Genomic DNA, 12,015 nt, shown 5'->3' with positions numbered 1-12,015 from the left:
ACTCTCTACAGGAATGCTAACGAAGCAGTTTAGTCATAGAAGAAAAGAAAATTCTCTGTTATATAATCAGTAATATTTTTGGAGTGAAATTCATTTAAAGAATGGGTAACCTATGAAACTAAGCATTAAATAGAGAAGTTGTTTACGTTGAAAACAGAAAAATGTTAGTCGTATATTGTTCATTCGATATTCTTGCCATCATTGCAAATGTAGGCACTTATAAATAAAAGCACTACCAATTTAGTGAGTGCTTTTTTGCTTATTATCCTTTTGGTATAGGAGTAGGAGTTGGAGGAGTTCCTAAACCCTTGTATTTATCATCAATGATTTGACGAATGTTTTTAGATCTGTACCTTTTTCATATTCTTTTTTCGCTTCACGAGCGATATCAACACAGACTCCTCAGCCAAAGCCCATAGTATCTAATAGAGCTACATCGCCTTTTACTGAATCGACAAAGCAATTTGTATTACTTGTATGCCCGTCCTCTTCATAACAACCACAATAACAAGGCATATAATTTAAAACTTCTGGATGCTCGACAGCAAATTGATAGGCTTCAAGTATTTTAGGACTGTCAGTTACTGAAGCTACGACAGACCAATCATTACTCCCCATAATATATTCTAACTTCGGTTGTTTATGTTGAGTATCTCCATTATCTGTTTGCTCACCTTTGGATTGATCATTATTTAAAGAACACCCTGTAGAAATGAATGACATAATTAAAAATGGTATTATAAATTTTTTCATTTCTTTCTTCACCTCACTTTTCTCAAATAATACTTAATACCAGAGATAGATAACCTGAAAATACGAATAGAACACTCATAAAGAATGATATTACCGGTGGTGCTTTCTTTATAAATGAAAATACATTTAATACTAAGAACAGCACAGCTAATACGATAAGGATTGCACTTGTTGCATTTATACTAAACCTCACAATCATTTCTGGGTAAAATGCTCCTTGGTAAATAATTTAGATGCCCCTACACTTTTAACTGTTTGGATAATATCGTGAGGTGGCGATTGTTGTCCTAATGCTGCTGTAGCAGAAAAAACAAGCAGAATTACTATACTTTCTACTCTTGTCCAAGGTTTTGGGTTAAATGCCGTATTGGTTTTTAGTTTCCTTCTAATTAGAATACCATTGATTATTGCATAAGCTATCAGCGGAATGATTAACAAATGCTTGATTAGAAGGGCTTGTCCATAAGATAACACCCAAGTTCTTACATAATCATTAATATCAACTACAAATGTCATTAGAATAAGCCCCGTAACAATTGTCACTGTTAAACAAGTAATTGCAACTGGGGTAAACCATCTTAAAAAGTTCAGCCAATTTGAATAATCCTTTGAAAACCAACTCACGACCAGTAAAATCCCTACCCAAACAGTAACGGCAGTAAGGTGGGAAGTATGGGTTATAAATCCTTTCCACTGATCTAGAGAACTGGCGTGACTTGCCCATCCAAGACCCAAAATTAGAAATAAAGAGAAGAGCAGACCAATAAATGCATATATTCTCTTATTCCTATAATCGAACCAAACAATAAAAATAAATAACACATTGGCAAAAAGATAGGAGAAAATCCACGCTTGCCCTACTTCAAAAGTAAATAACACCGATTTAAAAGTTTGAGATAGCCCTATATCTTCATATAGAAAAAGTATCAATTGCAAAACTGGAACGAACGATAGAATTGCTATTCCTCCTGCTGCCGTCATTAATGCTCCTTTAGGCACAATAATATCAGGACGTTTAGAACTTGGTACCATATAAAGGAGAAAGCTTCCTATTATAAGAGAAAAGCAAAGATATAATAATATTTCACTTACCATTCCGACGAATAACATTAATTATTTTTTCCTCCTCATTAGCAATAAAAAGCTCCAGATAACTATAATGATTAGAACCACAATTACCGAAGGAATTACATATGAGGGTAATTTTTTTTGTTCATATTTTTTATTTACTTCATTCGCTTTTTTAATTTCATCTTGTTTTGGTTGTTTTACAAGAGCTTGATCTTGCCCAATTTGTGTTTGTTTATTTGGAACCTGAACTGAGAAAGAAAATCCCCCTTTAATTGGATGTCCATCGGCCCCAATAATATTCCACTCTACTTTATAACTTCCATTCTCTAATTGATTTTGTAAACTCCCAACTATTTTGTTGTTATTTAAAGAGATATTTTCTACAGGTATTGATTTACCATTGGAGTTTATTATTTGAAAAGTGCTACTTTGTTCTACTTTTGTTTCAAAGGATAATGTTATCTCTTGAAGGTCCTCTTTGACGATTTCTCCATCTTGAGGAGATGAACTCTCTAAGCCAGTGTGAGCAAAAGCGTTGTTAATAAATGTTAGGAAAATTAAAAATGTAAATAACAATGATTTCTTGACCATAATTACCTCCATATTGTTTTACCGTTTTATTTTATCAAAATGATTAAATCCTAACATCTCCTCCAACCGTAATTTAGTAAAGTAAATTATCTGAATTTTTTATAATTAAATTATTTGACACACATATTAGTTGTTGCTAATATGATGATATCAGAACATATTAGCAACAACTAATATGATTGGAGGTAAAGTTATTGATGGTAAAAACAGATGCTGATATGAAGGTCAAGTTTCTACGTGGATTTTCAGATAAAACAAGGATTCAAATTCTTGAATCTATTAAAGAACAAGAAAAAACTGTTTCAGAGATTGTAGAAGATCTTAATGGCAAGCAATCAAATATATCCCAACATTTAGCTTGCTTAAAAGGTTGTGGACTTATTGTAGGCAGACAAGACGGTAAATACATTAAATATAGCCTGCGAAATCAACAAGTAAGGGACTTACTAACAATGTTCCATACAGTGTTCGAAGAAGTGCAAACTGATATAGCTTGTTGTGAGAATCATATTGAATAAGGTGGTGAAATTCATTGGCTGATAAATGTTGCAGTTCAAAAGAAATACAAAAAAATCAAACAGATGAAAATAAAAGTTGTTGCGACAGTAACTTAAATACAGTAGAAAATGTTATTGAAGTTAAGGCCTCTTGTTATAGTAATGTTTCTTCTATCGCTTTAGAAAATCCTAAAGAGGCACAAAGCTCTTGCTGTAGCAGTAATTCAATTGCTTTAGAAAAACCTAATGAGGCAAAGAGCTCTTGCTGTAGCAGTAATTCAATTGCTTTAGAAAAATCTAATGAGGCAAAGAGCTCTTGCTGTAGCAATAATTCAATTGCTTTTGAAAAACCTAATGAGGCAAAAAGCTCTTGCTGTAGCAGTGATTCTATCGCTTCAGAAAAACCTAATGAGGTAAAAAGCTCTTGCTGTAGCAGTAAAGTGGAAGAACATTCAAAAGACATTCCTCTTTCGCCAACTACTTCTGAAGAAAAAGTTGTATATCGTGTACAAGGAATGGATTGCCCAGCTTGTGCTGTCACCATAGAAAAAGGATTAAGTGCTTTAAAAGGGATTAGAGATGTAACAGTGAACTACAGTACAGCAAAACTACAGGTGGTTGGAGATGCCGGTTCGTTTGATCAAATTGAAAATCAAGTTCAAAAACTTGGTTATACGGTTGAATCGCTTGAACAGAACAAAAATATGAGGACGTACAATGTCGAAGGAATGGATTGTGGTAGTTGTGCGAAAAGTATCGAAAACCATTTAAATGCTATACCTTCAGTACAAAATGTTAGTGTGAATTTTTCTACAGGAAAAATGAAGATAGATCACGTCAATAGCGTTGAAGATATCGTTTCAGAAGTGGCTAAAATAGGTTATAAAGCGTCCTTGGTTACAAAGAGTAGTAGTAAAGCTACCGAAACTCCTAAAAGCAAGGAAGGAAATGGTTTAATCATCTTTTCAGGAATTTTGATAGCTCTTGGATTCATTGGATCTTACACTGGAATTTACCCAACAATAAGCAATTTTTTATATGCATTTGCACTTGTTCTGAGTGGGTTTAAGCCTATAAGAAGTGCCTACTATGCTTTGAAAAGCCGTTCGCTTGATATGAATGTTTTAATGTCTGCTGCGGCAATTGGGGCTGCATTAATTGGTGAATGGTTAGAAGGAGCAACCGTAGTTTGGTTATTTGCTTTGGGTATTGTTCTACAGAATCGATCAATCGAAAAGACGAGAAATTCTATTCGAAATTTAATGGATTTAGCTCCATCAGAAGCGTGGGTGTTAATTGGCACTGAATTGGTTAAAAAGCCAGTTGAAGAGATTTCAGTTGGACAGATAATCATTGTTAAACCAGGGGATAAAATTCCATTAGACGGAGAAATCGTTCAAGGTATATCCAGCGTAAACCAAGCTCCTATCACAGGAGAGTCTATTCCAGTTGATAAGGCAATTGGTGATACAGTTTATGCTGGTACGATAAATGAGAGTGGATCTATTGAAATCAAAGTAACTAAGTTAGTTGAAGATACAACCATATCAAAGATTATTCACTTGGTAGAAGAGGCACAAGAACAAAAAGCACCAACCCAAGCATTTGTCGATAAATTTGCAAGTATCTATACACCAATTGTTTTCATATTAGCTATAGCTGTTATGGTCTTACCTCCCCTTCTTGGATTTGGTACGTGGGGAGAATGGATTTATAAGGCACTTGAACTATTGGTAGTTGCTTGTCCTTGTGCATTGGTTATTTCGACTCCTGTAGCGATTGTTTCTGCAATCGGCAATGCGGCTAAAAATGGTGTTTTAATTAAAGGTGGATCATTCTTAGAAATCGCAGGATCTATAAATGCCATTGCTTTTGACAAAACAGGTACATTGACTGAAGGAAAGCCAACGGTTTCTGAAATAAAGGCTCTAGCCAATTCAGCAGACGAGTTATTATCCCTTGCTTTGACATTAGAGGATTATTCAACTCATCCAATAGCTAAAACAATTGCAAACTATGCAAAAGAAAAGGGCATACAATCAAAAGATGGCCAGTTGTATAAAAGTATAGTTGGTAAAGGGGTTCAAGCTACTATTGACGGCGTTATTCATTATGCAGGAAATCTTAAACTGTTTGAAGAAATGAATGTTTCATTAGGCAATATAAAAACCATAGCAGAAGAGTTTCAAAGAAAAGGAAAAACAGTAGTTATTATTGGTACGGAACAAAAGATAATGGGTATAATCACAGTTTCTGATACTATACGTAAGACAACGGTAAATGCCTTAAATGGTTTAAAACAAGTTGGCATTAATCAAACCGTAATGTTGACTGGAGATAATGAAGGAACAGCTAAAATGATTGCCTCTGAAGCTCCAATTGACCGTTATTTTGCTGAATTAATGCCAGAGGATAAAGTGAATTCTATTAAGCGATTACAAAAAGAAGGTTTTAAAGTAGCAATGGTTGGAGACGGCATAAATGATGCACCAGCACTTGCAACGGCCGATTTAGGAATTGCAATGGGTGGTGCTGGAACAGATACAGCAATGGAAACAGCTGATATTGTTTTAATGGCAGACAATCTCGAAAAGCTGCCTCATACAATCAATCTCAGCAGAAAGGCATTAAAAATAATTAAACAAAACATTTGGTTTTCATTAATTGTGAAGTTTATTGCCCTAGCTTTAATCTTCCCTGGATGGCTAACATTATGGATAGCCGTGCTAAGTGATACCGGTGCTGCCATAATTGTAATTTTAAATGCTCTACGCCTATTGAAAGTTAAAGGTTAAAAACGATATTGATATCCCAAGTTTTATCTAGCTTTGGTGAATTTCCTAATTCCCTTATTCGGTGCGATGCTTTAACAAGGCATCGCCTTTTCTGGTTCGATTCACAAAGCAGATTGTGAAGAATTGTACTTAAAGCAACGGGTGCTTTACTTGAAAATCTAGCTGCCAATGGCGGCTTTTTGTTTATTCGACTAAAGGCAAAATATCATCAAAAAACACATTATAAATGATAAAGAGATGTTACTGAACAGAGGAGAGAGGTAAAGAAAATACCATTCAGTTAAAAAGTAATGTGAAAATGGAAAATCTGTGGTAAATTACATTAGGGGAGGTAAGAAAAATGAAAAAACTCAAAGTTATACTTAGTTTATTACTAGTGTTTTCTATATTAGGAGGCATCAAAACACAAGCAGCAAGCAAGATGACGGTACACTATATTAATGTAGGACAAGGTGACAGCATCTACATAAAAACTGCTAATGGTGATGATATTATCATCGATGGTGGTAATAAGGATGGGAGCGATGTTGTTGCTTATTTGAAGAAACAGGGTGTTAAAGACATTGAAGTAATGGTAGCCACCCATCCTGATGTAGACCATATAGGTGGGTTGGATGAAGTCCTAAATGCCTTCAAAGTAAAATCTGTTTATGCTCCTAAAGTTAGCCATACGACTCAGGCTTACAGCGATTTTCTTAATGCGGTAAAACGTGAGGGTGTAGGAATTAAGGCTGTAGTAAAAGGTCTTAGAATACCGTTAAAAGGTGTTACAGCCACATTTGTAGCTCCTGTTAAAACCTACGGAAGCGATTTAAATGATTGGAGTGCTGTTCTTCGAATCGTATATGGCAGTAAATCTTTCTTGTTTACCGGTGATGCAGAATTTAAATCCGAAACCGATATGATTAATTCTAAACAAACATTACGTTCGGATGTTTTAAAAGTAGGTCATCACGGGGCAAAAACATCTACAAGTATCGCTTTCTTAAATGCGGTGAAGCCGACATATGCTGTGATTTCTGTAGGTAAGGGAAATAGTTACGGTCATCCTACTTCCGATACATTAAATCGATTAAAGGCGGCCAATGTTAAAGTTTTCAGGACAGACCAACAAGGACACATTATTGCTTCTACAGATGGAAAAACTATTACGTTTAATGTAAATCCAACTGGAACAGTAAGTAAACCAGCTCCAAAACCGCCTGTTAGTTCCTATAAACTTTCAGCAACCTTAAATAACACAAAACCAAAACAAAATAGTACGATTTATCTAACGGTAAAAGGCATTCAAAGTGGAACTTATAAAGCGGTATTCCATTATAAGAGCACAAATACTACTTATAGTGGTACTATCGGCAAGGCTTTACCAGTTAAAATCGGCAGGGCTGCAAAAGGATACAAAGTAGTGGTAGATGTATCGACGAGCTATAAAGGGAAAGCATATAAAACCCAAACTTCTTTTATTCCGCAATAAGGATGTGATGGTATGAGGGGGATTATTGACCGTTTCGAAGGAGATTTAGTGGTTGTTGAAATTGGTAATGAAACAAAAGACTTTAACAAAGATATTTTTCCTAAAAACGCTTCCGTTGGTGACATAGTTGAAATCAAAGGAGAACACGTAACTGTTTTAAAAGAAGAAACAGATATACGACGGAAAGAAATTGAAAATTTAATGAACGACTTATTTGAATAAATATTATAAAAAAGACTTTTCTAAACAGAAAGTCTTTTTTAATTTGCTATTTCTTAAACATTATAGGTTCTTTAGTTCTTCAGAACCGCGTGGGCACCCCCTTTCTTGTTCCACTAACCTACTTCTTATATACAGTATCAGCTACAAATCCTTGGACCGATGCACCTTTTATCTTTGTTTATATGTATCCATAGATAGATGTTTAAGGACTTGACTTGGAGCCTCTGTGGGCACGATTTGTCTTGAAAGGCTGAAGCAGTTGTTTCATCAGGCGACCAAGCCTATCATATCCACCTCTCCAAGCAAAGTCCTATGTTTGTTAACGTTGAAAACTATAAATACTTACTGTAGATAATGCTTCTACAAAGATAGAAAACTGGCATTATTGGTTTCTTTGCTTACGTTGAATACGGTTGAAAATCATATTGTATATAAGGGTGAGTTAGTTCAAAAAGAATTCACAAAAAATAAAACTTTAAAGTTTTATGTATGTTAAAATATGGTAAAGAGGTGGTTTTGTGAAAGAGGAAAATAAACCATTTAATGATGTAATAGAACACTTTGATACAATAGAAGGAAATGTAGGAACTGTTAGAAAAGATGATTTAAAAAGAGTACCAAAACCATTAAAGTATTTTGGGTATTTCATTTTTGCTTTCTTTGCGATATCCATACTGTTAATGGTCATTTTAAATTTATTAAACTAACTGATATTTGAATTTTAAGACTGGCTTGCCACTATTTAGTGGCTTTTTCTAATTAAAGCTAACGGGTGCTTGAGGGGAAAGTTCAGAGCTGTCTGGCAGCTTTTCTTGTTTCACTAACGTTGCAGGTTAATTTAATAAGAAAGGTGAAGTTTATGGTAGGATTTAGTTTGAAGGGGCTGCAATAATTAAGAAAAGAGGCTGGTTACTAATGAATTATTCCGATTTATTACATAGAAAAGATAGTGAAGGTCTAAATAAATTTTTAAAAACACACGATGTAAATAAGGAATTTCAAGGTCAAAGTTTTTTTATACTGGGCAGTTCATAGCAATAACTTTGAATTTATAAAACAATTGGTTCATCAAGGTGCTAATTTGAACCTATGTGACCGTTTAGGCAGGACACCGTTGTTAATTGCGTGTTATTTCGGCTTTATTGACATTGCTTCATATTTGTTAGAAAACGGAGCAAAGATGGATGGTTGTTTAGAAAGAGCAAAACAAGGTTGGGATGATCATATCCAACCAGAAATTATTGAATTACTAAAGCAATGGGAAAAGAAATGTTAAATTTCATTTTCAACTAAAGGGTTAGTTCAGGCTGCCATTTCAAGCGACTTCTCTTTTTAAACTAACGTGGTAGGCTAGTTCCAAAAGAATAGCGAATATGTAAAAAACATAATGAATTTTGAGAATGTTAAAGTGAAAATAAAGAAAGGTCTAAATCATTAGGGAGTGTTATGGACAATGTTAATAATATATTCTGTAATTTTAATTGGAATTATAGGTAGCGGTATATTTTTAATCATAAAGGGAGATTCAAAGAAATCATTTTTTCTTATTTGTTTAGGTGTAAATCTAATTATTATACCACTTTCGTTATTTATCGGAGGAATGGCGACAGATGCTCCTGTCAGTGATATGTTTGACTTTTTTAAAGGGTTTTTATTGGTACAGGCAATACCACTTGTTTTGCTTATTATTAGCATTTTGAGAATATTATTGAGTTCGAGAAATTCAAAAGAAAAGTAGTATTAGCTAATCGGAGTTCTTATTAAGCTAACGTGGTGCTTTTGTTAAAGAAGAAAAAAACCTGGATCTAATCCAAGCTATTTTATTTCATTGCTCTGTAAATCAAGTATTGTTACTTCCTTCTTCAACTAACTGGGCAGTTTTGTGTGAGTAAACAAAATCGTGAAAATGTCTTCTCTTGATAGCAAACGGGTGAACAGTTTCATCCAACCAACCCGCCGTAAATATAAAAATGATAAACTACTAATTATAAAACTTGCTCGATGAAGGGATTGGAAAATGACGAAGCAGAAGAAAATAGTTATAGCATTATTGATTTTAGGAATCATCATTGGGATTACTTCATTTACGGTTAATGTGGTTAATGCAATTAAAGCTATGAATAATGAAATGAATTATGAGAATCTGAATGGAGACTGGGATCTTAGTGATTTAGATGAAAAGTTTAATAGTAAATAAAGAGCCGCCTGGTGTTTTTTGATAGTTATAATTTTCCTATGGTGGTATAATTTAGATGATTTAGAGAGAGCGGGGGGAGAAAATGAAATTAAGGATGAAAGCCATTTTTATGATAATGAGTCTATTGGTCTTATGTTTTTCTTTGCCGAATATGACCAAAGCGGCTTCGGACAAAACGAAACCGAAAATTTATGGGGCAGTGAGCAAAACCGTTTATATCGGTCATTCTTTTAATGCATTATCCGGAGTGACAGCGAAAGATAATCGGGATGGAAATCTGACCAAAAAAATCAAAGTTACAGGTTCTGTCAATGTGAAAAAAACAGGAAAGAATAAACTGATTTATTCTGTTTCAGATCGAGCAAAGAATAAAACGACGGTTACCCGTATTATTACTGTGAAAAAGGATTTGGCCAAACCAACAATATACGGGATTTCCAATAAGACGATTTCTTTGAATTCAGTTTTTAAACCTATATCAGGGGTAACAGCCCGTGATAATGTCGATGGTAATGTGACGAACAAAATAAAAGTGACTGGTTCCGTTAATACGAAAAAGATTGGCAAATATACGATTAACTATATAGTTACTGACCTAGCGGGCAATAAAAGAGTTGCCATTCGAACGATTACAGTGGTGGATCAAACAAAGCCCGTTTTCAATGGCATCCATAACACGAAAATCAACACGGGGGATGATTTCCGTCTGTTAGATGGAATAACTGCAAAGGATAATTACGATGGAGATCTCACGTCTAAAATTCAAGGAAAAGGAAAAGTTAACGTCCACAACGCAGGCGTTTATGTTTTAACGTATTCCGTTGCCGATCGTTCCGGAAATACTGCCATCGCCAATCGGACCATAACTGTGATCGATTCAATTCCACCGGTTCTTCACATCATCACAGATTCTCAAATCTTTGTCGGAGACTCCTTCGATCCTTTATCGGGAATTTCTGCAACGGACAATAACGACGGTGATATCACATCGAAGATTCAAGTTTCTGGTTCGGTGAATGACGATAAAACAGGAACCTACACGCTTTTCTATTCCGTTTCTGACAAGGCTGGAAATACGAGTACTGCAAGCCGAAGGGTGGAAGTGGTGGATGGCGATCGTCCTGTTCTCTCGGGTCTAGAAGACACGACGATTGGATTATATACTTCCTTCGAACCATTAAGCGGAGTAAAGGCGGTTGNNNACGGGTAGTGTCGATCCCAATAAAACAGGAACCTACACGGTTGTCTATTCCGTTTCTGACGAGGCTGGAAATACGAGTACCGCAAGCCGAAGGGTGGAAGTGGTGGATGGCGACAGTCCTGTTCTCTCGGGTGTAGAAGACACGACGATTGGATTATATTCTTCCTTCGATCCGTTAAGCGGAGTAAAGGCGGTTGATAACTATGACGGAGACATTACCTCAAAAATCGTGGTAACGGGTAGTGTCGATCCCAATACTGAAGGTCAGTATAAATTAGATTATACGGTGATCGATGCAGCTGGAAATGTCACAGAAGCTGTACGAATCATCACGGTTCAAGGGTCTGTTACTTATACAGCCGACGATATTATCACAAGCAAGAGAACTATTCAGGAAAACCAAACAGTTATTTTTGAAAACTACGTCATTAAATTGAATGCAGACGGTTATTATGTAACAAAAAATGGCTTGGATATTGCCAGTGGCTCAGCCTTAGATTCAACAGTTAAATTATGGTATGATCCGGCTGGAAATTATATTACACTAAATATTATTAATAATACTACTGATAGTTTGACAAGTAGTATTCCACTAATATTAGCTATAACAGAAGATACTTTCACAAGTGGAACCGGTTTACTCTTAGGTGTAGCTGATAATTATTATGGAGATTTATGTTATTTTAAAGGAAACTATGTATATTGGGATAAATCTAAAAATACTGTGACCATAACAAAAGATGGAACTGTTATAGAAGAATATCAATATACATCTATAGACAATGTAATGATATATAATAGCTGGGATACAGGCAAAATTGGTCTATATATCAATGATAACTTAGTGTATACTTTTTGATTCATATAAGGACAGCAAAATATTGCTGTCTGTTTTGTTATATTGTCCTAGCTTTTTCACATAAAATAATGAAAGGGCAAGAGTAGAATTTAGGCGAAACATTGTTTTTGAAAAAGATAACTGGCAATATATGCTCGGAATTGATAAAAAGGTGTCTAACAAGGTTACCGCAGATGTATTAGTTATATTGCTAACTCAATTGAATAACCAATGCAAGTTAAGACCATTTGGGTTCTTAGTTAAACCACGGGTGCAGTGCTTTAAAAAGGGATCGCTTTTTGTTATGTATAACGAAGCAGTTTGTGAAATATTGTACTTAAACTAACGAAGCAGTTTAGCATTCCTGTAGAGAGTT

Annotated in this window: 11 protein-coding genes and 2 pseudogenes; 10 read left to right on the top strand and 3 right to left on the bottom strand. The window is 34.9% G+C overall.

The window, feature by feature from the left end; all coding sequences use genetic code 11:
* Positions 1-262: 262 nt before the first annotated feature.
* From J7E77_RS22375 to J7E77_RS22365, 3 genes and pseudogenes are all read right to left on the bottom strand, one after another.
* A pseudogene (locus J7E77_RS22375) lies at positions 263-753 on the bottom strand (PCYCGC motif-containing (lipo)protein).
* Positions 754-948: 195 nt separating this feature from the next.
* Positions 949-1,863 carry a copper resistance D family protein gene (locus J7E77_RS22370; RefSeq protein WP_251028156.1) on the bottom strand — a complete coding sequence of 305 codons (915 nt, stop codon included), beginning with the start codon at positions 1,861-1,863 and terminating at the stop codon, positions 949-951.
* A 3-nt stretch (positions 1,864-1,866) separates the two neighbouring features.
* A complete protein-coding gene (locus tag J7E77_RS22365) occupies positions 1,867-2,415 on the bottom strand; it encodes a copper resistance CopC family protein (RefSeq protein WP_214717059.1) in 549 nt (182 codons plus the stop codon).
* 197 nt (positions 2,416-2,612) lie between these two features.
* On the opposite strand from J7E77_RS22365, the gene J7E77_RS22360 reads away from it, so the two are divergent.
* The 10 genes and pseudogenes from J7E77_RS22360 (at position 2,613) to J7E77_RS22315 (ending at position 11,660) form a co-directional block, all read left to right on the top strand.
* Positions 2,613-2,933, top strand: coding sequence for an ArsR/SmtB family transcription factor (locus J7E77_RS22360; protein WP_214717064.1), 321 nt, complete (start codon positions 2,613-2,615; stop codon positions 2,931-2,933).
* A gap of 206 nt (positions 2,934-3,139) precedes the next feature.
* Positions 3,140-5,707 (top strand): heavy metal translocating P-type ATPase, encoded by a 2,568-nt coding sequence (locus tag J7E77_RS22355; protein ID WP_214717063.1) that lies wholly within the window; start codon positions 3,140-3,142, stop codon positions 5,705-5,707.
* A gap of 340 nt (positions 5,708-6,047) precedes the next feature.
* Positions 6,048-6,875 (top strand): annotated as a pseudogene (locus J7E77_RS22350) (ComEC/Rec2 family competence protein); the annotation flags it as partial.
* 318 nt (positions 6,876-7,193) lie between these two features.
* On the top strand, positions 7,194-7,403 hold the full coding sequence (locus tag J7E77_RS22345) for a DUF3006 domain-containing protein (RefSeq protein WP_214717057.1): 210 nt from the start codon (positions 7,194-7,196) through the stop codon (positions 7,401-7,403).
* A 518-nt stretch (positions 7,404-7,921) separates the two neighbouring features.
* Positions 7,922-8,110, top strand: coding sequence for an amino acid transporter (locus J7E77_RS22340; RefSeq protein WP_214717056.1), 189 nt, complete (start codon positions 7,922-7,924; stop codon positions 8,108-8,110).
* A 281-nt stretch (positions 8,111-8,391) separates the two neighbouring features.
* The gene (locus J7E77_RS22335; protein ID WP_214717062.1) at positions 8,392-8,679 is read left to right on the top strand and encodes an ankyrin repeat domain-containing protein; all 288 of its coding nucleotides are present in this window, start codon (positions 8,392-8,394) and stop codon (positions 8,677-8,679) included.
* A gap of 177 nt (positions 8,680-8,856) precedes the next feature.
* Complete coding sequence (locus J7E77_RS22330) at positions 8,857-9,141, top strand: hypothetical protein (RefSeq protein WP_214717055.1); 285 nt, start codon at positions 8,857-8,859, stop codon at positions 9,139-9,141.
* 279 nt (positions 9,142-9,420) lie between these two features.
* Positions 9,421-9,600, top strand: coding sequence for a hypothetical protein (locus tag J7E77_RS22325; RefSeq protein ID WP_214717054.1), 180 nt, complete (start codon positions 9,421-9,423; stop codon positions 9,598-9,600).
* An 82-nt stretch (positions 9,601-9,682) separates the two neighbouring features.
* Positions 9,683-10,810 carry a DUF5011 domain-containing protein gene (locus tag J7E77_RS22320; RefSeq protein WP_214717053.1) on the top strand — a complete coding sequence of 376 codons (1,128 nt, stop codon included), beginning with the start codon at positions 9,683-9,685 and terminating at the stop codon, positions 10,808-10,810.
* Entirely contained in the window at positions 10,797-11,660 is an 864-nt protein-coding gene (locus J7E77_RS22315; protein ID WP_214717061.1) for an immunoglobulin-like domain-containing protein, read from the top strand. The genes J7E77_RS22320 and J7E77_RS22315 overlap by 14 nt, the downstream gene beginning before the upstream one ends.
* Positions 11,661-12,015: the final 355 nt, after the last annotated feature.

This window comes from Bacillus sp. ISL-77, from assembly GCF_018613105.1.
The sequence above is the reverse complement of the archived record's forward strand: the minus strand, read 5'-3'. Positions and strand labels throughout refer to the sequence as shown.